Annotated in this window: 21 protein-coding genes; 15 read left to right on the plus strand and 6 right to left on the minus strand. The window is 69.4% G+C overall.

Features of this window, described 5'->3' with window-relative positions; genetic code table 11:
* Nucleotides 1-8 precede the first annotated feature (8 nt).
* The 8 genes from FHG54_RS07330 to FHG54_RS07365 all read left to right on the plus strand — a co-directional run bounded on the left by FHG54_RS07330 (nucleotide 9) and on the right by FHG54_RS07365 (nucleotide 8,096).
* Entirely contained in the window at nucleotides 9-1,526 is a 1,518-nt protein-coding gene (locus FHG54_RS07330) for an ABC transporter ATP-binding protein (RefSeq protein ID WP_139416694.1), read from the plus strand.
* On the plus strand, nucleotides 1,523-2,848 hold the full coding sequence (locus FHG54_RS07335) for an ABC transporter permease (RefSeq protein ID WP_139416695.1): 1,326 nt from the start codon (nucleotides 1,523-1,525) through the stop codon (nucleotides 2,846-2,848). The genes FHG54_RS07330 and FHG54_RS07335 overlap by 4 nt, the downstream gene beginning before the upstream one ends.
* On the plus strand, nucleotides 2,845-4,134 hold the full coding sequence (locus FHG54_RS07340; RefSeq protein ID WP_139416696.1) for an ABC transporter permease: 1,290 nt from the start codon (nucleotides 2,845-2,847) through the stop codon (nucleotides 4,132-4,134). Before FHG54_RS07335 ends, FHG54_RS07340 begins: the two co-directional genes overlap by 4 nt.
* A 54-nt stretch (nucleotides 4,135-4,188) precedes the next feature.
* Nucleotides 4,189-4,608: a cytidine deaminase gene (locus FHG54_RS07345; protein ID WP_139416697.1), complete on the plus strand. Its 420-nt coding sequence runs from the start codon at nucleotides 4,189-4,191 to the stop codon at nucleotides 4,606-4,608.
* Nucleotides 4,605-5,906: a thymidine phosphorylase gene (locus tag FHG54_RS07350; RefSeq protein WP_139416698.1), complete on the plus strand. Its 1,302-nt coding sequence runs from the start codon at nucleotides 4,605-4,607 to the stop codon at nucleotides 5,904-5,906. The genes FHG54_RS07345 and FHG54_RS07350 overlap by 4 nt, the downstream gene beginning before the upstream one ends.
* A 182-nt stretch (nucleotides 5,907-6,088) precedes the next feature.
* The gene (locus FHG54_RS07355) at nucleotides 6,089-7,201 is read left to right on the plus strand and encodes an adenosine deaminase (RefSeq protein WP_139418341.1); all 1,113 of its coding nucleotides are present in this window, start codon (nucleotides 6,089-6,091) and stop codon (nucleotides 7,199-7,201) included.
* A gap of 56 nt (nucleotides 7,202-7,257) precedes the next feature.
* Complete coding sequence (locus tag FHG54_RS07360) at nucleotides 7,258-7,815, plus strand: PTS sugar transporter subunit IIA (protein WP_139416699.1); 558 nt, start codon at nucleotides 7,258-7,260, stop codon at nucleotides 7,813-7,815.
* Nucleotides 7,812-8,096: a PTS sugar transporter subunit IIB gene (locus tag FHG54_RS07365; protein WP_139416700.1), complete on the plus strand. Its 285-nt coding sequence runs from the start codon at nucleotides 7,812-7,814 to the stop codon at nucleotides 8,094-8,096. Before FHG54_RS07360 ends, FHG54_RS07365 begins: the two co-directional genes overlap by 4 nt.
* A 66-nt stretch (nucleotides 8,097-8,162) precedes the next feature.
* Here the strand turns inward: FHG54_RS07365 and FHG54_RS07370 are convergent, their stop codons facing one another.
* Nucleotides 8,163-9,872 carry a phospho-sugar mutase gene (locus tag FHG54_RS07370; RefSeq protein WP_139416701.1) on the minus strand — a complete coding sequence of 570 codons (1,710 nt, stop codon included), beginning with the start codon at nucleotides 9,870-9,872 and terminating at the stop codon, nucleotides 8,163-8,165.
* A gap of 10 nt (nucleotides 9,873-9,882) precedes the next feature.
* The gene (locus FHG54_RS07375) at nucleotides 9,883-10,710 is read right to left on the minus strand and encodes a purine-nucleoside phosphorylase (RefSeq protein WP_139416702.1); all 828 of its coding nucleotides are present in this window, start codon (nucleotides 10,708-10,710) and stop codon (nucleotides 9,883-9,885) included.
* A gap of 85 nt (nucleotides 10,711-10,795) precedes the next feature.
* On the opposite strand from FHG54_RS07375, the gene FHG54_RS07380 reads away from it, so the two are divergent.
* The 3 genes from FHG54_RS07380 (at nucleotide 10,796) to FHG54_RS07390 (ending at nucleotide 14,894) form a co-directional block, all read left to right on the plus strand.
* Nucleotides 10,796-12,226, plus strand: a complete 1,431-nt coding sequence (locus FHG54_RS07380; protein WP_139416703.1) for an NAD(P)H-quinone dehydrogenase — start codon at nucleotides 10,796-10,798, stop codon at nucleotides 12,224-12,226.
* A gap of 42 nt (nucleotides 12,227-12,268) precedes the next feature.
* The gene (locus FHG54_RS07385) at nucleotides 12,269-13,774 is read left to right on the plus strand and encodes an APC family permease (protein WP_139416704.1); all 1,506 of its coding nucleotides are present in this window, start codon (nucleotides 12,269-12,271) and stop codon (nucleotides 13,772-13,774) included.
* A 229-nt stretch (nucleotides 13,775-14,003) separates the two neighbouring features.
* Nucleotides 14,004-14,894 carry an endonuclease domain-containing protein gene (locus FHG54_RS07390; RefSeq protein WP_168197138.1) on the plus strand — a complete coding sequence of 297 codons (891 nt, stop codon included), beginning with the start codon at nucleotides 14,004-14,006 and terminating at the stop codon, nucleotides 14,892-14,894.
* Nucleotides 14,895-15,039: 145 nt separating this feature from the next.
* Here the strand turns inward: FHG54_RS07390 and FHG54_RS07395 are convergent, their stop codons facing one another.
* A complete protein-coding gene (locus FHG54_RS07395) occupies nucleotides 15,040-16,809 on the minus strand; it encodes an acetyl/propionyl/methylcrotonyl-CoA carboxylase subunit alpha (RefSeq protein WP_139416706.1) in 1,770 nt (589 codons plus the stop codon).
* A 97-nt stretch (nucleotides 16,810-16,906) separates the two neighbouring features.
* Nucleotides 16,907-17,557 (minus strand): Maf family protein, encoded by a 651-nt coding sequence (locus tag FHG54_RS07400; protein WP_139416707.1) that lies wholly within the window; start codon nucleotides 17,555-17,557, stop codon nucleotides 16,907-16,909.
* Between the two features lie 45 nt (nucleotides 17,558-17,602).
* On the opposite strand from FHG54_RS07400, the gene FHG54_RS07405 reads away from it, so the two are divergent.
* From FHG54_RS07405 to FHG54_RS07420, 4 genes are read left to right on the plus strand one after another with little or no spacing between them, the layout of a single operon-like run.
* A complete protein-coding gene (locus tag FHG54_RS07405; RefSeq protein ID WP_139416708.1) occupies nucleotides 17,603-18,940 on the plus strand; it encodes a class I SAM-dependent RNA methyltransferase in 1,338 nt (445 codons plus the stop codon).
* Nucleotides 18,941-18,960: 20 nt separating this feature from the next.
* Nucleotides 18,961-19,650, plus strand: a complete 690-nt coding sequence (locus FHG54_RS07410; RefSeq protein ID WP_139416709.1) for a response regulator transcription factor — start codon at nucleotides 18,961-18,963, stop codon at nucleotides 19,648-19,650.
* Nucleotides 19,637-20,869 (plus strand): sensor histidine kinase, encoded by a 1,233-nt coding sequence (locus tag FHG54_RS07415; RefSeq protein WP_168197139.1) that lies wholly within the window; start codon nucleotides 19,637-19,639, stop codon nucleotides 20,867-20,869. The genes FHG54_RS07410 and FHG54_RS07415 overlap by 14 nt, the downstream gene beginning before the upstream one ends.
* Nucleotides 20,866-21,894, plus strand: coding sequence for a hypothetical protein (locus FHG54_RS07420; protein ID WP_139416711.1), 1,029 nt, complete (start codon nucleotides 20,866-20,868; stop codon nucleotides 21,892-21,894). The genes FHG54_RS07415 and FHG54_RS07420 overlap by 4 nt, the downstream gene beginning before the upstream one ends.
* Before the next feature lie 244 nt (nucleotides 21,895-22,138).
* Here FHG54_RS07420 and FHG54_RS07425 read toward each other — a convergent pair whose 3' ends face one another.
* Nucleotides 22,139-22,369 (minus strand): acyl-CoA carboxylase epsilon subunit, encoded by a 231-nt coding sequence (locus tag FHG54_RS07425; protein ID WP_139416712.1) that lies wholly within the window; start codon nucleotides 22,367-22,369, stop codon nucleotides 22,139-22,141.
* 9 nt (nucleotides 22,370-22,378) lie between these two features.
* Entirely contained in the window at nucleotides 22,379-23,977 is a 1,599-nt protein-coding gene (locus FHG54_RS07430) for an acyl-CoA carboxylase subunit beta (protein WP_139416713.1), read from the minus strand.
* Nucleotides 23,978-23,985 lie beyond the last annotated feature (8 nt).

Raw genomic sequence — 23,985 nt, forward strand, 5'->3', positions numbered from 1 at the left:
TCGGGGACATGAAGCTCGAACTTCGCGGCATCACGAAGCGATTCGGCAGCTTGGTCGCCAACGACCACATCGACCTCACCGTGGAGGCGGGGGAGATCCACGCTCTCCTCGGTGAGAACGGTGCAGGCAAGTCGACGCTCATGAACGTGCTCTACGGTCTCTATCAGGCAGACGAGGGCGAGGTGCTCCTCGACGATGAGGTGCAGCACTTCGCCGGGCCGGGCGACGCGATGGCGGCGGGCATCGGCATGGTGCACCAGCACTTCATGCTCATCCCGGTCTTCACGGTCGCCGAGAACGTCATGCTCGGCCACGAGAGCACGAAGGTCGGCGGCTTGCTCGACCTCGCGACGGCGCGCGAGAAGGTGCGCGAGATCTCGCAGCGATTCGGGTTCCACGTCGACCCCGACGCGCTCGTCGAAGACCTTCCGGTCGGCGTGCAGCAGCGGGTCGAGATCATCAAGGCGCTCTCGCGCGACGCGCGAGTGCTCATCTTCGACGAGCCCACCGCCGTGCTCACCCCGCGTGAGACCGACGAACTCATGAACATCATGCGCCAGCTCAAAGAGGCGGGCACGTCGATCGTGTTCATCACGCACAAGCTCCGCGAGGTGCGCGAGGTCGCCGATCGCATCACGGTCATTCGGCTCGGCAAGGTCGTCGGCGAGGCCGCCCCCACTGCCACGAACGCTGAGCTCGCCTCGCTCATGGTCGGCCGCGCCGTCGAGCTGACCGTGCAGAAGGACGAAGCGAAGCTCGGCGACGTCGCGCTCGCGGTCGATGGGCTCACCGTCGTCGATCCGACCGGCCATCACGTCGTGAACGACGTGAGTTTCGACGTGCGGCGCGGCGAGATCCTCGCGGTGGCCGGAGTGCAGGGCAACGGGCAGACCGAGCTCACCGAAGCGCTCCTCGGCCTGCAGGTGCGCGTTCATGGCTCGGTCCGACTCGACGGCGTCGAGCTGAACGGCGCCTCCGTGCGAAAGATCCTCGAGTCGGGCGTCGGGTTCGTGCCAGAGGACCGCACCGAAGACGGTCTCGTGGGCGACTTCACCATCGCCGAGAACCTCATGCTCGATCGCAGCGAGAGTCCGCCGTTCGTGAAGCTCGGCAATCTGCAGCGGGGTGTGCTGGCAGAGTTCGCCCGAGACAAGATCGAGGAGTTCGACATCCGTGCCCAGGGTGCCGACGAATTCGTCCGCCAGCTGTCGGGAGGAAACCAGCAGAAGGTCGTGCTCGCCCGTGAGCTCAGTCGCGACCTGCGTCTCCTGGTCGCGGCGCAGCCGACGCGAGGCGTCGACGTCGGCTCGATCGAGTTCATCCACAAGCGCATCGTCGCCGCCCGAGACGCCGGCGTTCCGGTGGTGGTCGTCTCCACCGAGCTCGATGAAGTCGCGGCGCTGGCCGACCGCATCATGGTGATGTATCGCGGGCAGATCGTCGGCATCGTGCCGGGCGACACCCCGCGCGAGAAGCTCGGGCTGATGATGGCCGGAGAAGCCCCTCCAGAAGGAGCCGCCGCATGAGCGACCCCACCCGCCCGAACGGCGAGGCCCCCGACTCGAACCGACTCGACGCCGACGTCGCGATCGAAGAGCCCGGCGCCGTCTCGACCGCCTCGGCTCCAGCGCCCGGTGATGCTCCGCCTCCGTCGAAGTGGCACACCATGCTGACCCAGATCACCACGGGCAACGCGCTCATCTCGGTGCTCTCGGTGTTCCTCGCCCTCGTCGTCGGCGCGATCATGATCGCCTTCACCGACGAGAACGTGCAGCAGGCGAGCGGCTACTTCTTCGCCCGCCCGACCGACACGCTGGTGGCGATCTGGGATTCCGTGGCCGGGGCGTACTCGGCGCTCTTCCAGGGCGCCATCTACAACTTCCGCCGCGACGACTTCCTCGCCGGCATCAGGCCACTCACGCAGACCCTGCTGTTCGCGACACCGCTGATCGCCGGTGGCCTGGGCGTCGCCCTCGCGTTCCGCGTCGGCCTGTTCAACATCGGCGGCCGCGGTCAGATGCTCATCGCGGCATCCGTGGCCGGTTGGATCGGATTCGGCTTCGACCTGCCCTGGGGCATCCACATGCTGGTCGCCCTCGTCGGCGGCGTCATCGGCGGCGCGCTCTGGGCGGCCATCGCCGGCGTGCTCAAGGCCCGCACCGGCGCGCACGAGGTCATCGTGACGATCATGCTCAACTACGTCGCGTTCTACCTCGTGTCGTGGATGCTGCGCACGCCCGGCCTGCTGCAGGCACCGGGTTCGTCGAACCCCAAGACCGCGGCGATGAAGGACACGGCGATCTTCCCGGCACTTCCGGCCCCGTTCAACCTGCACCTCGGGTTCGTGCTGGCGCTACTCGCCACCGTGCTGGTCTGGTGGATCCTCAGCCGTTCGAGTCTCGGATTCAAGTTCCGCGCCGTCGGCATCAATCCGAATGCCGCACGGGTCGCCGGCATCAACGTGAAGGGCATGTACGTCTACGCGATGCTCATCTCCGGCGCGCTGCTCGGTCTCGCGGGTGTGAGCCAGGTGCTCGGCCAGGTCACGACGGGGTTCACCGCGGGCATCGACGCGGGCATCGGCTTCGATGCCATCACCGTAGCGCTGCTCGGCCGGTCCACACCCTGGGGCACCCTCGCGGCGGGCATCCTGTTCGGTGCGTTCAAAGCAGGCGGCTTCTCGATGCAGGCGGCCGAGGGCGTGCCGATCGAGATCGTGCTCGTGGTCCAGTCGCTCATCGTCCTCTTCATCGCCGCACCGCCGCTCGTGCGCACGATCTTCGGCCTGCCCGACCCCAACGCCAGACGCAGCCGTTCACGTAAGGCGAAGGAGGCGAAGGCGAAATGACGACGAACACAGAGACGCCGCTCGTCGCGTCCCAGCCAGGGGCGCTGTCGACCACGTTCGTGACGAGCTGGAAGGCACCGATCGCCTTCGGCATCTTCACGGTCATCGCGCTCGCCCTCGCCGCCCTGGCACCGCGCGCCGGCGAGACGATCTACCGGTGGTCGAGGGAGACCGACGTCATCCAGGTGCCCGACCTCGTCGTGCCGGTCATGACGGCGCTGTGGCTCGTCGTCATCGTCCTCGCCGTGATGACGCTGTACTCGGTGCTGCTCGTGCGCTCGGAGCGCCGCGTTCCGCTGTGGCTCATCGTGCTGTTCGCGATCGCCTTCATGTTCGGATTCCTCACCTGGGCGGGCGCCGGCGCGGATCTTCCGATGATCGGTCTGCTCTATGGCTCGCTGAGCCTCGCGGTGCCGCTCATCTTCGGCTCCCTCGCCGGTGTGATCGGCGAACGCGCCGGCGTCGTGAACATCGCGATCGAAGGTCAGTTGCTGGCGGGCGCGTTCACTGCGGCCGTCGTGGCTTCGATCACGGGCAACCCGTGGCCCGGCCTCGTCGCAGCGATGGTCGCGGGCATGCTCGTCGGCATGGTGCTGGCCGTGTTCTCGATCAAGTACTACGTCGACCAGATCATCGTCGGTGTCGTGCTGAACGTGCTCGTCATCGGTCTCACGAGCTTCTTCTACTCCCAGGTGCTCGCGCCGAACGCCGCGACGCTCAACACTCCGCCGCGGTTCGAACGGTTCGCGATCCCGATCCTCGGCGACATCCCGATCATCGGCCCGGTGCTCTTCCGCCACACGATCGTCGTCTACATCATGTACATCGCCGTCGCGCTGGTGTACGTGGGCCTGTTCCACACCCGTTGGGGTCTTCGGCTCCGCGCGGTCGGCGAGCATCCGCAGGCCGCCGACACGGTGGGCATCAACGTGAACCGCACGCGGTTCTGGAACGTGACGCTCGCCGGCGCGATCGCCGGCCTCGGCGGCACCTTCTTCACCATCGGCTCGGGCATCGCGTTCAACCGCGAGATGACGGCCGGTGCGGGATTCATCGCCTTGGCGGCCGTCATCTTCGGGCAGTGGGATCCGATCAAGGCCACGCTCGCGGCACTGCTGTTCGGGTTCGCGTCGAACCTGCAGAACACGCTCTCGGTGATCGGGTCGCCGGTGCCGAGCGAGTTCATGCTGATGCTGCCCTACATCGTGACGATCTTCGCCGTCGCGGGCTTCGTCGGCATCTCCAGACCACCCGCCGCAGACGGCAAGCCGTATATCAAGTCCTGAGCGGATGCCTCGGCCACGGGACCCGCTCGACCGAACCCGGAACGGGGGAGCATCATGACCGCAACGGATGCGATCGACTGGAACGAGCTCCGCGGGCGCGCCCGTGAGGCGATGGCGAAGGCGTACGTGCCCTACTCGGAGTTCCCGGTGGGCGCTGCGGCGATCGTCGACGACGGCCGCATCGTCAGCGGCTGCAACGTCGAGAACGCATCGTACGGCGTGACGCTCTGCGCGGAGTGTTCGCTCGTCTCGGCGCTCATCATGTCGGGTGGCGGCAGGCTCGTGGCCTTCGCCTGCGTCGACGGGCACGGCGCCGCACTCATGCCGTGCGGTCGATGCCGGCAGCTCCTGTACGAGCACTCGGCCGAGAACATGCTGCTCGACACCGTCTCCGGCATCAAGACCATCGACGAGGTGCTGCCCGATGCGTTCGGTCCCCGGCAGCTCGCCGAGTTCCGGGGAGCCGGGGCATGAACCCCGTCGAGCCGTTCGATGCGGTCGACCTGATCCGCGCGAAGCGCGACGGACGCGAACTCGCGACCCCCGAGATCGGCTGGCTCGTCGACGCGTACACGCGCGGCTACGTCGCCGACGAGCAGATGTCGGCCATGACGATGGCGATCTTCCTCAACGGCATGAGCCGGCGAGAGATCAGAGACCTCACGATGGCGATGATCGCGAGCGGCGAGCGCATGGACTTCTCGAGCCTCGGCAAGCCCACGAGCGACAAGCACTCGACGGGCGGCGTCGGCGACAAGATCACGCTGCCGCTCATGCCGCTCGTCGCGACGTTCGGCGTCGCGGTGCCGCAGCTCTCCGGCCGCGGGCTCGGCCACACGGGTGGCACGCTCGACAAGCTCGAGTCGATTCCGGGCTGGCGTGCCGAACTCACGAACGACGAGATGTTCGCGCAGTTGCGCGACGTCGGCGGGGTGATCTGCGCCGCAGGCGCCGGGCTCGCGCCCGCAGACAAGAAGCTCTACGCGCTTCGCGACATCACCGGAACGGTCGAGGCGATCCCGCTCATCGCGTCGTCGATCATGTCGAAGAAGATCGCCGAGGGCACGGGGGCACTGGTGCTCGACGTGAAGTTCGGCTCCGGTGCATTCCTGACCGACATCGAGCAATCGCGTGAGCTCGCCCGCACGATGGTCGAGCTCGGCGAAGACGCCGGTGTCGCGACCTCCGCGCTGCTCACGAACATGAACGTGCCGCTCGGGCTCACGATCGGCAATGCCAACGAGGTGCGCGAATCGGTCGAGGTGCTCGCCGGGGGCGGCCCGTCCGACGTGCGCGCGCTCACCGTGGCGCTCGCCCGCGAGATGCTCGCCCTCGCCGGGCAACACGACGTCGACGTCGAAGCGGCGCTCGACGACGGCCGCGCCATGGACACCTGGCGCCTGGCGATCCGCGCTCAGGGCGGCGATCCCGACGCCCCTCTGCGGGTCGCGCGCGACCAGCACGTCGTGACGGCCGATCGCGACGGCGTGCTCGTGGCGCAGCACGCGCTGCCGTTCGGCATCGCCGCTTGGCGCCTCGGCGCCGGGCGAGCGCGCAAGCAGGACCCGGTGCAGCACGCCGCAGGCATCGACCTGCACGCCAAGCCCGGCGACGCCGTGCGCACGGGCGAGCCGCTCTTCACCCTGCACGCCGACGAACCCGGGCGATTCGCGCGGGCGCTCGAGGCGGTCGAGGGCGCCTGGCGCGTCGGCGAACCGGGCGACCCGATCGACGACGGCGGTCCTCTGATCGCCGACCGCATCGGTCGCTGACGACCAGTTCCCTTTTTCAGGAGATTTCGCCACGCCGCCGGTGTATACGGGTCAAATCTCCTGAGAAGCGCACGATCTGCGGCATGTGTTCCTGAGAAGAGCACATCGGGTCATGACGTGCTTGCTTCGAGAATGCCGAGACTTCGCGCCCGCGCTGTCGCTATCGTTGAGTCGTGAACACGATTCCGACGGAGTACCGCCTCGAAGGCGACGGCACGAACATCCAATCGCTGCCGAAGATCTCGCTGCACGACCACCTCGACGGCGGTCTGCGCCCGCAGACGCTCATCGAACTCGCCGATGAGATCGGGCACGAGGTGCCGGCATCCGACGCCGATGGACTCGGCGAGTGGTTCGCCGAGCAGTCGAACTCCGGCTCGCTCGTCGAGTACCTGAAGACGTTCGACCTCACGACCGCCGTCATGCAGACCCGCGAGGGCCTCACCAGGGTCGCGCGCGAGTTCGTGCAGGATCTGGCCGCCGACGGCGTGATCTATGGCGAGATCCGCTGGGCGCCCGAGCAGCACCTCACCCGGGGTCTCAGCCTCGACGAGACCGTCGAGGCGGTGCAGGCCGGCATCGAGCAGGGTACCGACGACGTGCGGGGCCAGGGCCGAAGCATCCGAGCCGGTCAGCTCGTGACCGCCATGCGCCATGCCGATCGCGGCCTCGAGATCGCCGAGCTCGCGGTGCGGCACCGCGATCGCGGGGTCGTCGGCTTCGACATCGCAGGCCCCGAGGCCGGCTTCCTGCCGAGCCGTCATCGCACGGCGTTCGACTATCTCGCGAGCCAGTACCTGCCGGTGACCGTGCACGCCGGAGAAGCCGACGGCCTCGAATCCATCCGCAGTGCCCTCTTCGACGGGCGAGCGCTGCGGCTCGGTCACGGTGTGCGAATCGCCGAAGACCTGCTGATCGATCGTCAAGACGACGAGAACACCTACGTCTCGCTCGGCCCGATCGCCCAGTGGGTGCGCGACCGCGAGATCGCGCTCGAGACGAGTCCGTCGTCGAACCTGCAGACCGGTGCGATCGCGGCGTGGGGCGACGAACTCATCGATCACCCGTTCGATCTGCTGTACCAGCTCGGCTTCCGTGTGACGGTCAACACCGACAACCGGCTGCAGTCGGGTACGACGCTCACTCGCGAGCTCGCGCTGCTGAGCGATGCCTTCGGCTACGACCTCGACGACTTCGAGACCTTCCAGCTCAACGCGGCCGCGGCCGCGTTCCTGCCGCTCGACGACCGTGAAGAGCTCGCCGAGCTGATCCAAGACGGCTTCGACGACGCCTGACCCGCGGATGCCCCGGAGCACCGCGCGCCCGCCTGTATCACCCTGAACGGATCCTCATGACCCACCCGCCGCTTCCCGACGAGGCCATCGTGCTCGGTGCGCACGTCGACGACTGGCGTGCCGCGGTGCGCGAGGCCGGCCGTGCGCTCGTGCGCTCGGGGTCGACCGCGTCAGGTTACGCCGATCGAATGATCGGAGTCATCGAGGAGTTCGGGGCCTACGTCGTGATCGCTCCCGGGCTCGCGCTCGCGCACGCCCGGCCCGGCCCGGACGTGCGCCGCGAAGGGCTCTCGGTGGTGACCCTCGCCGAACCGGTGCCGTTCGGACACCCGCACAACGACCCGGTACGCATCGTCGTCGGGCTCGCGGTGGCCAACGCCGAAGAGCACGTTGCCCGAGTGGCGCGGCTCGCGAACGCGTTCAACGACAGCGGCATCGTCGGCCGCATGGCGCGGGCCGAGACGACCGACGAGGTGCGATCGCTGCTCGGCTTCGAGAGCGCCGAGGGCACCGAGAGCTCCGAGAGCTCCGAGAGCACCGAGCGAGCCGAAGGCTCCGAGCGAGCCGAAGGCACCGAGCGAGCCGAAGGCTCCGACGGAGAGGCGGAGGCGTGAAGATCGTCGCCGTCTGCGGGCTGGGTATCGGCACCTCCGCAATCCTGAAGGTCAACGCCGAGCGCGCGCTCGACCGACTGGGCCTCTCCGCCGATGTCGATGCGAGCGACCTCGCCGGCATCGCCGCATCGGCGGCCGACGCGCAGGTGATCCTGACCTCGAGCGAGCTCGCCGACGCGGTGCGCAGCGCGATCGGTCGCAGCTTCGCCGAGATCGTCGAGGTGTCGAACTACTTCGACGTCGACGAGATCAGCGCGAAGCTCGAGACCTCCCTCGGCTGAACGCGCCGCACGCTACGCGACGCAGCGCACCGCACCGCAGCGCACCGCACCGCAGCGAACCGCACGCTACGCGACGAGTTCTCGCATGCCTGCTTCGAGCGCCGTGACGGCAGCGGATGCCGCGCCGCGGCGCTCCGCCACCGTACCCGTCTCGGACACGGCATCGATGTAGATCTTGAGCTTCGGCTCGGTGCCGCTCGGGCGCACCATCACCCGGCCGCCGCCATCGAGCACGATGCGGAGCACGTCGGAGGGCGGCAGCGCGCCGAACCCGTCGGCGAGGTCGTCGACGCGCTCGACCCGGATGCCGCCGATCGACGCTGGAGGCTCGGCACGGAGCCGCGCCATGATCTCGTCGATGCGTGCGAGCTCGGTGACCCTGATCGAGACCTGGGCGGAATCGTGACATCCGAACCGCTCGACGAAGGCGTCGAGATGATCGGCCACAGTGCGCCCCTCTGCCTTCAACTCCGCCGCGAGCGAGAGGAAGGCGAGACCCGCGGAGATGCCGTCCTTGTCACGCACGGTGCCGGGGTTCACGAGGTATCCGAGCGCTTCTTCGAAGCCGAAGACGAGCCCGGGTGCGCGCGAGATCCACTTGAACCCGGTGAGTGTCGCCTCGAAGTCGAGGTCGTACGCCTTCGCGATCGCCTCGAGGCCGGGGGAGGAGACGATCGAGCACGCGAGCGCACCGCTCGGGCCGGCGTCGCCCGGGGCCGCAGCGGCACGTTCGGCCGCCTGCCAACCGAGCACGAGGCCGACCTCGTTGCCGGTGAGCCGCCGGTAGCCGGCCTTCGCGGCCGCGTCGGGGATCGCGATCGCGAGCCGGTCGGCATCGGGGTCGTTCGCCACGATGAGTTCGGCGCCGACCTCTGCCGCGCGCGCGAACGAGAGGTCCATGGCGCCGGGCTCTTCCGGGTTCGGGAACGATACGGTCGGAAACGTCGCGTCGGGCTCGATCTGCTCCTCGACGAGCTGTGGCGGGTCGAAGCCCGCCGCCGCGAGCACGCTCGCCATCGTCTGCCATCCGACACCGTGCATCGCGGTGTACACGACCCGCGGCTGCGCGGCCGGGGGAGCAGCGACTTGCGCGGTCTGACGGATGTACTCGTCGATCATGGACTCGGCCGCCGTCTCGAACACGGCGCGGGGCAGATCGGGCACGAGCACGGTGTCAGCGACCCGCTGGATCTGCGCGGCGATCTCGGCGTCGGCCGGTGCGACGATCTGCGAACCTTGGTCGGCGCCGCCGAGGTAGACCTTGTAGCCGTTGTCGTTCGGCGGGTTGTGCGACGCCGTCACCATGACACCCGCCGACACGTCGAAGTACCGCACGGCGAACGCGAGCACCGGCGTCGGCAGCAGCCGGGGCAGCAGGATGCCTCGAATCCCGGCGCCCGCCATGATCTCGGCGGTGTCGCGCGCGAACACGGAGGAGTTCTTCCGGCCGTCGTACCCGATCACGACCGAGGGGGTCTGCCCGAGCTCGCCATGTTCGATGAGGTAGGCGGCGAGTCCGGCGGCCGCCTGGGCCACGAGCACCCGATTCATCCGGTTCGGTCCGGCCGCGATCTCACCGCGGAGGCCGGCGGTGCCGAAGGCGAGCCGCTGATCGAATCGGTCGGCGAGGTCTGCGGATGCCGCGGGGTCGCCGCCGCGCACCGCGTCGACGATCGACGAGAGCTCGGTACGGGTCTCGGGGTCGGGATCCTGGCGGAGCCAGGCCTCGGCGAGGGCGATGCGCTCGGTGTCCTCGGAACGGTCGGTCTGCGGCATCCGCTGCCCCCTAGAGCTCTGCGACGATCTTGGCGAGCAGGCTCGAGATCACCGGTTCGGCCATGCGACCCGCCTCGATGACCTCTTCGTGGCTCAGCGGCGTCTGCTGGATTCCGGCCGCGAGGTTCGTGATCAGCGACATCCCGAGCACCTCCATGCCCGACTGCCTGGCGGCGATGGCCTCGAGCGCCGTCGACATGCCGACGATGTCGCCGCCGATGATCTTCACCATCGACACCTCGGCCGGCGTCTCGTAGTGCGGCCCGCGGAACTGGCAGTAGACGCCCTCGTCGAGGCTCGGGTCGATCGAGCGGGCGAGGTCGCGGAGTCGCTTCGAGTAGAGATCGGTGAGATCGACGAAGGTCGCGCCCTCGAGCGGCGAATCGGCCGTCAGGTTGATGTGGTCGCTGATGAGCACCGGGGTGCCCGGCGTCCAGTGCTCCTTGATGCCGCCGGCGCCGTTCGTGAGGATCATCGTGGTCGCTCCGGTCGCGGCCGCCGTGCGCACCGAGTGCACGACGCGGCGCACGCCGTGGTCTTCGTAGTAATGGGTGCGCGCGCCGATGACGAGGGCGCGCTTGCCGCTCGGCAGCAGCACCGAGCGCAGGGTGCCGACGTGGCCCTCGAGCGCGGGCTCGGAGAAGCCCGGAATCTCGGTCGCGGGGATCGTGTGCGTCGTCTCGCCGATGAGATCGGCGGCGCGACGCCAGCCGCTGCCGAGGGTGAGGCCGATGTCGTGACGCTCGACCCCGGTGAGCTCCGCGATGCGGGCGGCCGCGAGCGCCGCGATCTCGAACGGGTCTGCGGCAGGATCGTCAAGCGGGTTGGCAGCGTGCATCGTCCCACTCTAAATGAGCAGCGGATGCCGCGGCGTGCTCCTGCTCGTTTGCCGGCTCGATGCCGACAGCTGACAGAATGTGAGCATGGCCTACGAGTTCGAGCGCACCCAGAGAATTGCCGTCCTCGGCGGCGGACCAGGAGGCTACGAGGCGGCGCTCGCGGGCGCGCAGCTCGGAGCGGAGGTCACGCTCGTCGAACGTGCGGGCGTCGGCGGTTCGGCCGTGCTCACCGATGTCGTGCCGTCGAAGTCCCTCATCGCCACCGCAGAGGCCTCGAACGCTGCGAAGGAGGCCGCCGACCTCGGCGTGCAGTTCTTCGCGAAGGGCGATTCCGACAAGGCCGTGAAGCCGAGCGTCGCGATCAACCTCGCCGCCGTCAACAAGCGCCTGCTCGGCCTCGCCGCCCAGCAGTCGGAAGACATGCGCGGCAACCTCATCGAGGCGGGCGTGAATCTCGTGCAGGGTGAGGGCCGGCTCGACGGGCCCAACGCCGTCATCGTGTCGACCGCGAAGGGCGGCACCGACTTCGACCGCATCGAGGCCGATACGCTCGTGATCTCGGTGGGCAGCTCGCCGCGCGTGCTGCCGACCGCGGTGCCCGACGGCGAGCGCATCCTCACGTGGACCGAGCTCTACCGCCTGCAGCAGGTGCCCGAGCACCTCATCGTGGTCGGCTCCGGCGTCACGGGCGCCGAGTTCGCCTCGGCGTACCGTGCCCTCGGCGCGAAGGTCACGCTCATCTCGAGCCGCGACCAGGTGCTTCCGGGTGAAGATGCCGACGCGGCATCCGTCATCGAGAAGGTCTTCAAGCGCAACGGCATGAAGGTCATGAACAAGTCGCGCGCGGAGTCCGTCGTGCGCGACGGCGACTCGGTCGTCGCGACCCTCACCGACGGACGCGAGGTGCGCGGCAGCCACTGCCTCATGGCGGTCGGTTCGGTGCCCAACACTGCCGACCTCGGCCTCGAAGACGCCGGCGTGCAGGTCGCCGAGAGCGGCCACATCCGCGTGAACCGGGTCGCGCGCACCTCGATGCCCAACATCTACGCCGCGGGTGACTGCACGACCTTCCTGCCGCTCGCCTCGGTGGCCTCGATGCAGGGCCGCACGGCGGTGTTCCACGCGATGGGCGACATCGTGAATCCGCCCGAACTGCGCAACATCACCTCGAACATCTTCACGCAGCCCGAGATCGCCACGGTCGGCTGGACCGAGAAGGAGATCGACGAGGGGGTCGTGCCGGGCGTCGTCTACAAGCTGCCCCTGTCGTCGAACGCGCGGGCGAAGATGATGGGCATCCGCGACGGATTCGTGAAGCTCTTCGCATCGAACGGTTCGGGTGCGATCATCGGCGGTGTCATCGTGGCGCCGAAGGCCTCCGAGCTCATCTTCCCGCTCGCGCTCGCCATCGAGCACCGGCTCACGGTCGACCAGTTCGCCGAGGCGTTCCCGGTCTATCCCTCGCTCAGCGGTTCGTTGACGGATGCCGCGCGGGCCATGCACGTCGTACGCTGAGGGTTGCGGCGCCGCGGGGCGCGCGAATCTCAGGGGGTAGCGATGAACCTGCGAGTGAAATCGGTCGAGTCCTCGATCGCCGACTCCCACGACGAGGAGCGGAGCCTGAAACGCTCGCTCGGCACGTGGGATCTCGCGCTCATGGGCATCGCGGTCGCGGTGGGAGCGGGCATCTTCTCGGTCGGCGCGCAGGCCGCGGCGAACTTCGCCGGGCCGAGCGTCATCCTCTCCTTCGTGCTCGCTGCCGTCACGTGCGGGCTCGCGATCATGTGCTACGCGGAGTTCGCCTCGACCGTGCCGGTCGCCGGAAGCGCCTACACCTTCACCTACGCGACCATGGGGGAGCTGCTCGCCTGGATCATCGGGTGGGACCTCATCCTCGAACTCTTCACCGCGGCCGCGGTGCTCGCGAAGTACTGGGGCGTCTACCTCGGTGAGGCCCTGCTCGCGTTCGGGCTGCCCTTCCCCGCGACCTTCCAGCTCGGCGGCATCGAGGTGAGCTGGCCTGCGTTCCTCATCGTCGCCGTCTTCACGGCGCTGCTCGTTGCCGGCACGAAGCTCACCGCGCGGGTCGGCGCGGTGTTCACGATCATCAAGGTCGCGATCGTCGTCTTCGTGATCGTGGCCGGTTTCTTCTTCGTGAAGGCGGCGAACTTCACGCCGTTCATCCCCGAGTCGGTGCCGACCGAGGGCGGCGCGACGGATGTCTGGACGCAGTCGCTCTTCTCCTGGATGACCGGCGCCGCGCCCGCGCAGTACGGCGTCTTCGGCATGCTCTCGGCGGCAGCGCTCGTCTTCTTCGCGTTCATCGGCTTCGATGTCGTCGCCACGAGCGCCGAGGAGGTGCGCGAGCCGCAGAAGCGACTGCCGCGAGGCATCTTCCTCGGGCTCGCCATCGTCACGTTGCTCTACGTGCTCGTTTCGATCGTCATGACGGGCATGGTCTCGTATCGGGATCTCGCCGCAGAGGAGACGCCGTCGCTCGCGACCGCGTTCCGGCTGGTCGGGCAGGACTGGGCCTCGGCGATCATCTCGCTCGGCGCGCTCGCCGGGCTCACGACGGTGATCATGATCATCCTCCTCGGACTCTCGCGCATCGTGTTCGCCCTCAGCCGCGACGGGCTGCTTCCGAGGTGGCTGTCGAAGACCACCGAGCACACGAAGACGCCCGCACGCGTGCAGATCATCGCGGGCACCCTGGTCGCCTTCGTCGCGGCGTTCACCGACGTCGGCCTCCTCGAGGAGATGATCAACATCGGCACGCTCTCGGCCTTCGTGCTCGTGTCGATCGGCGTCGTGGTGCTCCGCCGCACGCGGCCCGACCTGCCGCGCGGGTTCCGCGTGCCGTGGTCGCCCGTGCTGCCGATCCTCTCGGCCGCACTGTGCGTCTGGCTGATGTTCAACCTGACGACGTTGACGTGGGTGCGCTTCCTGGTGTGGCTCGCGATCGGCATCGTGATCTACCTGCTGTACGGCCGGCGTCGCTCGCGGCTCGGCCTCGAGCAGGTCAGCGAGGTCGAGCTGCCCACCCCGCAAGGCAGCCCCTGACTCCGACCATCTCGACCCGACCCACTCTTTTCAGGAGATTTTCTGGCGGTGACACGACCTTGCCCAGAATTCTCCTGAGAAGGGGGCTGTTTCGTGGGGGTGTTCCTGAGAAGCGCAAACTCGCGGGTGTGCTGGGCGAGTCGTCCTCCCCTGCGGATATCAAGGCCAGGTGTCCACAGATCGGATGTCACGGCGACCGCGCTCCGTCAGCAGGGCTCATGCTCCTGGAATGTCGCGAATTCTCTCCGTACTCACCGCGTTCGACGGGATCGCCACCCGTGATCAGCTGGTCGCCGCAGGAGTACGCGGTCCGGAGATCTCGTTCTCAGTGCGGGCGGGCGAAGTGCGACGCATCCGTCGGGCCCACTACGCGGTGCCGACCGCGCCGGCGGCCGCGGTCGCGGCCGTTCGACTCGGCGGGCGGCTCGGCTGCACGACTGCAGCGCGAAGCTATGGCCTCTGGGACGACGCCGACGGGACCGTCCATGTCTCGTTGCCTGCGAACGCTGCGCGGCTTCGTACCAATCGCGTGCTCGTGCCGTGTGACGAGCCGCTCACGGCGGATCGCAGCACCATCGAACTCACGCTGCACTGGTCCGACGTCGCCGTGTCCTTGCGTGCTCCAGCGGAGTCGTCATGGCGGGTGCCACTCGAACGATCTCTTGGACAGGTCGCGAGATGCCAGGCTCGCGTCGACGTGATCGCGGCGTTCGAATCGGTGGTGCAGACGAAGCAACTCAGTCTGGAGGCGGCGCAGCAGTTGCTCGACGCGACAGCGCCGGAGCGTCTCGCCGGCATCGTGCTCCACGGCGTCGATGGATCAGGCGCCGAGACCCTGCTCGCCGAGACGTTCCGGGCACTCGGAATCCGGTTCGCTCAGCAAGTGCCCTTCGACGGAGTCGGGTTCGTCGACTTCCTCGTTGAGGGCCGGTTGATCGTCGAGGTCGACGGGTACCGTCACCACCGGAACCGCGTCGCGTTCCGCCGCGACCGGGGCCGTGATGCGGTCATGCTCGGGCGCGGCGTTCCGACGTTGCGCATTCCCGCTCAGCAGGTTATCGCCGATCGATTCGCCGCCGTTCGTCTCGTCGTCGAGGCGCTCGCCGCGTTGGCCGCCTGAACCGATCGAGGCACCCGCGCCGGTCGGCTGCCTGCCACGACGCTTCTCAGGAACCGCAAGCCCGAATACCCCACTTCTCAGGAGAAATCCGCCGAATCCGGTCGTGACGAGCGGAAACTTCCTGAGAAAAGTGGGTGGGGAGGGGTCAGGCGTCGTTGATCGCGAGCAGCAGGTGCCCGCTCGAGACCGTGGATCCGGCCTCGGCGTTGACGGAGCCGATGACGCCGTCTTTGTGGGCGAGGATCGGCTGCTCCATCTTCATCGCCTCGAGCACGAGCACGAGATCGCCCTTGACGACCTTGTCGCCCTCGGCGACGGCGACCTTCACGATGGTCGCCTGCATCGGCGCCTTCACGGCGTCGCCCGTGCCGGTGTCGACGGCGTGCGAAGCAGCGCGGCGACGAGGAGCGGCGCCGGCCGTGTGCGCTGCCGCGGGCCCGCCCGCGAGTCGCTTCGGCAGCGTGACCTCGACGCGGCGGCCCGCGACCTCGACGACGACGTTCGTGCGTTCGGCGGGGCCGGCGGAATCGGCGAGTTCGCCCGACCACGGCTCGAGCCGGTTGTCGTACTCGGTCTCGATCCAGCGCGTGTAGATGGAGAAGGGCCGGTCGTCGGCGGGCGCGAACGCCTGATTGTTCACGATGTCGCGGTGGAACGGGAGCACGGTGGGCAGGCCGGCGACCTCGAACTCCTCGAGGGCACGGCGAGCGCGCTCGAGCGCGTCCTTGCGGTCGCGACCGGTGACGATGAGCTTGGCGAGCAGCGAGTCGAACGCGCCCGAGATCTCGTCGCCCGAGGTGACGCCGGAGTCGATGCGAACGCCGGGGCCACCCGGGAAGCGCAATTGGTGCACGGGGCCGGGTGCGGGCAGGAAGCCGCGGCCGGGGTCTTCGCCGTTGATGCGGAACTCGATCGAGTGGCCGGTCGTCTCGGGGTCGGCGTAGTCGAGCACGCCGCCCTCGGCGAGGCGGAACTGCTCGCGCACGAGGTCGATGCCGGTGACCTCTTCGGAGACCGGGTGCTCGACCTGGAGGCGCGTGTTGACCTCGAGGAAGGAGACGGTGCCGTCTTGCCCGATGAGGAACTCGCAGGTGCCGGCGCCGACGTAGCCGACCTCCTTCAGGATGGCTTTCGACGCTGAGTAGAGCGCGGTCGTCTGCGCCTCGGTGAGGAACGGCGCCGGCGCCTCCTCGACGAGTTTCTGGTGCCGACGCTGCAGCGAGCAGTCGCGCGTCGAGACGACGACGACGTTGCCGTGCGCGTCGGCGAGGCACTGGGTCTCGACGTGGCGCGGCTTGTCGAGGTACTTCTCGACGAAGCACTCCCCGCGGCCGAACGCGGCCACCGCCTCGCGAGTCGCCGAATCGAAGAGCTCGGGCACCTCTTCGCGGGTGCGGGCGACCTTCAGGCCCCGGCCGCCGCCGCCGAACGCCGCCTTGATGGCCACGGGCAGGCCGTGCACATCGACGAAGTCGAGCACCTCCGAGGCATCTGCAACGGGGTTGAGGGTGCCGGGTGCGAGCGGGGCACCGACCTTCTCGGCGACGTGGCGCGCGGAGACCTTGTCGCCGAGTCGCTCGATGGCCTCGGGCGAAGGGCCGATCCAGATGAGACCCGCGGCGATGACGGCGCGGGCGAAGTCGGGGTTCTCGGCGAGGAAGCCGTAGCCCGGGTGCACGGCGTCGGCGCCCGAGCGGCGGGCCACCGAGAGGAGCTTGTCGATCACGAGGTAGGTGTCGGCGCTCGTGGCGCCGTCGAGGGCGTAGGCCTCGTCGGCGAGCTTCACGTGCCGGGCGTCGCGGTCCTGGTCGGCGTAGACGGCGACGGAGCCGAGACCGGCGTCACGAGCGGCCCGGATGACGCGGACGGCGATCTCGCCACGGTTGGCGATGAGGACCTTGGAGATGCGCGGCATAATGCTCAAGCCTATTGGGCTGGGCGTTCGGCTCTTTGGGCGCCTTCCACAAAAAGAGCGGATGTCTCTTGCGGGCATCGACAATCGATGTGCGGGCTCATTCGGTGGCGGGCGAGCGATTCCAGAGCGACGGCCACGCGACGCCGAGTTCGCGCACGAGGTCGCGCAGTGTCGAGAGCGAGAGGCCCACGACCGTCGACGGGTCGCCCTCGACGCGCCGGATGAACGGTCCGCCGAGGCTGTCGATCGTGAACGCGCCGGCCACGAGCAGCGGTTCGCCCGTGGCGATGTAGGCGTCGATCTCGACCTCGTCGAGGGCCGCGAAGTGCACGGTCGCGACATCAGCCCGCCCGACTGCCGCGTTCGGTCGCCCGCCGCGGTGGTCGATGAGCCAGTGCCCCGACCAGAGCTCGCCGTGGCCGCCGTTCTGGGCGAGCCAGCGCTGCCTCGCGACGTCGGGACGGTGCGGCTTTCCGTGGATCTGCCCGCCGGTCAGGAACGCGGAGTCGCCCCCGAGGATGAGGCCGTCGACGGGCGCGCCGCCGATCGTGGCACCGACGAGCGCCTCGGCCTTCGCCTGCGCGAGCACCTGTACCATGTCGCGCGCGGCGAGCGGGCCGGATCCCGCCTCGTGCGCCGCGACGACCGCATCTTCATCGACCCCCGGAGGCGCTGCGGTGGGTTCGATTCCGGCCGCGCGAAGGGTCTGCAATCGGGCGGGCGACGTCGAGGCGAGGTAGAGGCGCATGCGTCCATCCTGCCCGGCCTCGCTGCGCTGTGGAATGCTCGATGCATGCCAGAGAACCGACGCCCACGTCGAAGCGGCGGGCGCAAGCCTCCGCGATCACCGCGCCCGTCTCCGAAGCCGCCCGCCACCGACGGGCCGGTGATCGAGCTCGAGATCGAGCGCGTCGCGCACGGCGGCGTCTTCGTCGCCCGCCATGACGGGCGTGTCGTGTTCGTGGCCGACGCGATCCCCGGCGAGCGGGTCGCAGCACGGGTCAGCGACCAGGGCAAGGAGAGGTTCTGGCGAGCGGAGACCGTCGAGGTGCTCGAGGCCTCGCCCGACCGCCGCGAGCACGTGTGGTCCGAGGCATCCGTCGACCGGGCGCCTGAGCGCCGCGCCGGCGGCGCGGAGTTCGGGCACATCCGCATCGAGCGGCAGCGCGAGCTGAAGGGCGAGGTACTGCGTGAGGCGCTCTCCCGCATGGCGGGTCTCGAGGTCGCGGTCGAGGTCGCGCCGGTCGACCCGGCGCTCGCGCCGGGGGCATCGCTCGACGACGGCACCGGATGGCGCACCCGCATGCGCCTCCACGTCGGCGCCGACGGGCGGGTGGGACCGTATGCGGCGCGGAGTCACACGATCGTCCCGGTGGCATCCGTGCCACTCGCCGTTCCCGAGCTGGCCGCCCTGTCGCCGCTCGACGACCGGTTCCCCGGCGCCTCGGCGATCGATCTGGTGGCGCCGAGCGTCGGTGATCCGGCGATCGTCATGGCCTCGGTCGAGCGGATGCCGCGTGGCGTGCGCCCGACGATCGAGGAACGCGTCGGCGACCGCACGTTCCGGCTCGACCGCGACGGATTCTGGCAGGTGCACCGCGGGGCGGCGGCGACGCTCACCCGCGCGGTGCAGGAGCTCATCGACGGCGACCTCTTCGACCCGCGGGCGGCGAACCACGACCTCTACGGCGGCGTGGGGCTGCTCGCCGCTGCCGTCGGCGACCGCTTCGGCGAGACCGTGCGCATCACGACGGTCGAGTCCGATGCGCGGGCGACCGAGCACGCCGGAGCGAACCTCGCCGAATGGCTCGGTGCCCGCGCCGTGACGGCTCGCGTCGACCGGTACCTCGCGGAGCTCCTGTCCGACGGTGCCGCAGAACGGGCCGGCCTCCGCGACGCCACGATCGTGCTCGACCCGCCGCGCGCGGGCGCCGGGCGCGAGGTCGTCGAGCGACTCGCAGAGCTGCGACCGCGCCAGCTCGTGTACGTCGCGTGCGACCCCGTCGCCTTCGCCCGCGATGTCGGCCTCTTCCGCGAACGCGGCTACGAACTCGACGCGTTGCGCGCGGTCGACCTGTTCCCGAACACGCACCACGTCGAGGCGGTCGCCCGGCTCCGCGCTATCGTGTGATCGAGGAAGAGGGGGACGTCGTGGCCGGAGCGCCCACACCAGCAGCGGATTCCGCGGCGACCATCGCGATCGTCGACGACCACGAGGCCGTGCGACTCGGGTTGCGCGCGGCATGTCGAGACGCCGGGTACGAGGTCGTGGTCGATGCCGCGAGCGTGCCCGAACTGCTCGATCGTCTCGCTGGGCGCACTTGCGACGTCGTCGTGCTCGATCTGTCGCTCGGCGACGGCTCGTCGGTGACCGAGAACGTGCACGCCGTGCTCGCGACGGGCAGCGCCGTGCTCGTGCACAGCATCGCCGACCGTGTCGCGGCGGTGCGCGAATCGCTCGCGGCGGGGGCGGCGGGCGTGATTCCGAAGTCCGCGCCGACGGCAGCGGTGATCGCCGCGATCGCCACGGTGGCGCGGGGCGAGGCACTCAACAACGTCGAGTGGGCGAGTGCGATCGAGGCCGATAGCGACTTCGCGAGGGCCCAGCTCGGGCGGCGCGAACACGACGTGCTGCACCTCTATGCCTCGGGGCTGCCGTTGAAGCTCGTCGCCCTTCAGCTCGGCATCGCCCACTCGACCGCGCGCGAGTACCTCGACCGCATCCGCGCGAAGTACATCGAGGTGGGCCGTCCGGCCCCGACGAAGGTCGACCTGTTGCGCCGGGCGGTCGAGGACGGGATCCTCCCCGGCCTCGACGATGGCGGAGATGCCCGCCGTTGACTGGCGGGTGACGCGCATCGCGCGTCGCCGCTCCCCGGTGACCCGCGCGCAGGTCGAGACCGTGACGGGCCGCGCGCTCGGCCTCGTCGGCCTCGTCTTCGGAGCGCAGACCGTGCCGATGGCGCTCGAACAGGCCGACGCACTCGTACCCGGGGCCGGTATCGCCCTCATGGCCGTGCTCTACGGCGCGATCGTCGCCCTCGCTGTTGCGACCGTGACGAAGATCGCGGTGCGCACCGCGTGTTTCGCCTTCGCCGCGCTCTATGCGCTCGCGCTCGTCGCGTGGCCGTTCCTCGTCGAGAACCCGGCGGCACTCGACGGCGGTGCTCCGTGGCTCTACTACCTCTGCACGGTTGCGACCACCGCCGCCGTCGTGGCGATGCCGCCGATCTGGGCGGCCGTGTACACGGTCGTCGTGCCTGCCATCTACGGCGCGGTCCGGCTCCTCCCTGCCGGCGGCGACGCAGGGCCGTTGCTCTCGGTGCTCGACGCCCTGTACTCGGTCGTGCTCGGCGGGGTCGTGCTCGTGATCGTCACGATGCTGCGCCAGGCGGCGAAGGCCGTCGACTCGGCGCAGGAGGCCGCGCTCGATCGATACGACGTCGCTGCGCGCCTGCACGCGAACGAGATCGAGCGGGTCAAGGTCGACGCGCTCGTGCACGACAGCGTGCTGACCACACTGCTCACCGCCGCCGTCGCGACATCGCCGGATCAGCAGGAGCTCGCTGCGCGCATGGCGCGCGATGCCGTGCGACGACTCGACGAGGCCGGGGCGACCGGTCCGCGCGCACTCGACCGGGTGGCGCTTCCGGTGCTGGTGCGGCGGCTGCGCGCCGCCCTCACGACGTTCAACACGCCGTTCACCGTGCGAACCGTCAACGCCGGCGGCGTCGAGCTGCCCGTCGAGGCCGTCGAGGCGTTGTACGCGGCCGCGGTGCAGGCGATGGTCAACAGCCTGCAGCACGCCGACGAACCGCCCCTGTCGACGAGACGCGAACTCCGCATCCGGGGCGTGCGCGCGGGCGGCTGCGTCATCGAGGTCGCCGACAACGGGTGCGGCTTCGATCTCGCGCGGGTGCCGGAAGGGCGCCTCGGCCTCCGCATCTCGATCGCGGAGCGCATGGCGAATGCGGGAGGGGCGGCGCGGATCGAGTCTCGCATCGGGCACGGTACGACCGTGACTCTCGCCTGGCCGCAGGGGGCGGGAGGCAGCGCATGATCTCGATTCCCCGCTGGCTTCTGCTCGTACTCGGGGCCCTGTTCTCGGCTTACCACGTGGTGCTCGGCATCTACTCGCTGGGCCGCGCCGCTTCGCCGTGGCCGGCCGTCGTGGCCCTCCTGCTCTACTCGACGGCCACCGTGCTCAGCCTCTGGCCGACCACGCGCCTGCGGATGCCGGAATGGCTCGCCGCGTTCGACCTCGCCGTCTCGATCGTGCTGCCGCTCCTCGTGACGAGCCAGCTCGACCCGGACGCCGAGAACGGGTACGCGACCTGGTACGTCGCCGCGGTGGGCACGCTCATGACGATCACGGCGGCTCGTCGGCAGCTGACGGCCGCCTGGCTCGGCGTCGCCGTCCTCGCGGTGCAGAGCGTCGTGTGGGCCGGCCCGCTCGCCCTCGGCGGCCTCGGGGTGATCGGAAGCATCGTCTGGGTCGGGATCGCCCACATGCTGACGACCGCTCTGGCGGGCGCTTCGCGCGAGACCCGGCGCTACGCGCAGGCCGAGCGGGAGGCCGCAGCCTGGCAGGCCGCCCAGGACGCGCACCTGTTCGAGGGGCGCATGCGCCTCGCCTCGACGAACCGGCTCGCCGCGCCGATGCTCCGACGCATCGTGGATCGTGGCGGCGCGCTCAGCGAGGCGCAACGTGACGAGTGCCGCACACTCGAGGCGGCCATCCGCGACGAGATCCGCGGGCGGATGCTGCTGACCGACGCCGTGCGCTTCGAGGTGCAGCGCGCTCGCGCCCGCGGCATCACGGTCACACTGCTCGACGAGGGCGGCATCGACGACCTCGACGAGGCGGAGCGCGACCGGGTGCTGTCCCGACTCGCGGATGCCGTCGCGGGATCGACCGCCGATCGCATCATCGTCCGCACCGCGGCCGAGGCTTCGCCCATCGCGGTCACCGTCGTCGGGCTTCGCGAGACGGAGGCGTCGACATCCGACTCCGACGAGGCCGAGGTCGACCTGTGGCTGGAGATCCCGCGCCGGCCCGAAGCCCGGCCTGAAGCCCGGACATGAAGCCCGGCCCGAAGCCCGGACATGAAGGTGGGGGGCCGATCTGAGATCGACCCCCCATCAAGCCCGAGTCACGGCGACAACCCGAATGTCACCCTGACTCGCCCCCAATCGTCAGCGGTTACCCGACCGGTGACGACGGCGACTCCAGTGGAGCCTGCACTGACAATACTGAGGCACGTCGAACGCATCGACCAGTCAGCATTTCGGGGGACACGTTCGGGGGACACGCTCGCGAGCGAACGGTTCAGCGACCGTGGCGCACCCAACGACCGGGTCCGACGACGACCGGCCCGCGCAGTGCACCGTCGCTGCGCACCCAGGCGCTCCGACCGGGTTCGGCGACGGATGCCGCTGCCGACGACTCCTCGTCGAGGGCCGCGAGCAGCACGGCGGTGACCGCAGCGGCGTCTTCGGGGGTGACCGCCCGGGTCTCGAACCGCAGTGCGGCAGCGCGTTCGTCGATGTCGTCGTTCATCTCGAGCCCCTAGAGCGGGATGTTCCCGTGCTTCTTGGCCGGCAGGCTCGCGCGTTTCGTGCGGAGCGCCCGGAGCGCCTTCACGACGGCGACGCGGGTCGCCGCCGGCTCGATCACGCCGTCGAGTTCGCCGCGTTCGGCGGCGAGGAACGGTGAGGCCACGTTGTAGGTGTACTCGTTCGCGAGCCTCGTGCGAACGGCCGCGACGTCTTCACCGGCGCTCTCTGCTGCCTTGATCTCGGCACGGTAGAGGATGTTCACGGCTCCCTGCCCGCCCATGACCGCGATCTCGGCGGTCGGCCAGGCGAGGTTGATGTCGGCGCCGAGCTGCTTCGAGCCCATCACGATGTACGCGCCGCCGTAGGCCTTGCGCGTGATGACGGTGACGAGCGGCACCGTCGCCTCGGCGTAGGCGTAGAGCAGCTTCGCTCCGCGTCGGATGACCCCGGTCCACTCCTGCTCGGTGCCCGGGAGGTAGCCGGGCACGTCGACGAGGGTCAGGATCGGAATCGAGAAGGCGTCGCAGAACCGTACGAAGCGGCTGGCCTTCTCGCCCGCCGCGATGTTCAGCGTGCCGGCCATCTGGCTCGGCTGGTTCGCGATGATGCCGATCGAACGCCCGTCGACGCGGGCGAATCCCACGACGATGTTCGGGGCGAACAGCGGCTGCACCTCGAGGAAGTCGCCGTGGTCGACGATGCCTTCGATGACCGAGTGCATGTCGTAGGGCTGGTTCGGCGAATCGGGGATGATGGTGTTCAGCCGGCGGTCGTCGTCGGTGATCTCGAGTTCGGGCTCGGCGTCGTACACCGGAGCATCCGTCATGTTGTTGTCGGGAAGGAACGAGACGAGGGTGCGCGCGTAGTCGAGCGCGTCGGACTCGTCGCTCGCCAGGTAGTGGGCGACGCCCGAGACCGAGTTGTGGGTGAGCGCGCCGCCGAGTTCCTCCATGCCGACGTCTTCGCCGGTCACGGTCTTGATGACGTCGGGGCCGGTCACGAACATCTGGCTCGTCTTGTCGACCATGATCACGAAGTCGGTGAGTGCGGGTGAGTACACCGCGCCGCCCGCGGCCGGTCCGCAGACGATCGAGATCTGCGGGATGACACCGGAGGCCGCGGTGTTGCGCCGGAAGATCTCGCCGTACTTTCCGAGCGCCACCACGCCCTCCTGGATGCGGGCCCCGCCCGAGTCGAGGATGCCGATGATCGGCACGCCGGTCTTCAGGGCGAGCTCCATGACCTTGATGATCTTCTCGCCCGCGACCTCGCCGAGCGAGCCGCCGAAGATCGTGAAGTCCTGCGAGTACACGGCCACCTGGCGGCCGTGGATGGTGCCGGTGCCCGTGACCACGGCGTCGCCGTAGGGGCGCTTGGCGTCCATGCCGAACGCGTGGGTGCGGTGCCGGACGAATTCATCGAGTTCGACGAACGAGCCGGGGTCGAGGAGTTCGGCGATGCGTTCGCGCGCCGTCATCTTGCCTTTGGCGTGCTGCTTCTCGATCGCCGCCTCGCCCGACGCCGTCACCGCTTCGTGGTAGCGCAGCTTGAGGTCGGCGAGCTTGCCGGCGGTCGTGGAGAGGTCGGGGCCGTCAGTCGCTTCGGTCACGCCGTTCA

The organism is Agromyces laixinhei (assembly GCF_006337065.1).
In the GTDB taxonomy this organism is placed as follows: domain Bacteria; phylum Actinomycetota; class Actinomycetes; order Actinomycetales; family Microbacteriaceae; genus Agromyces; species Agromyces laixinhei.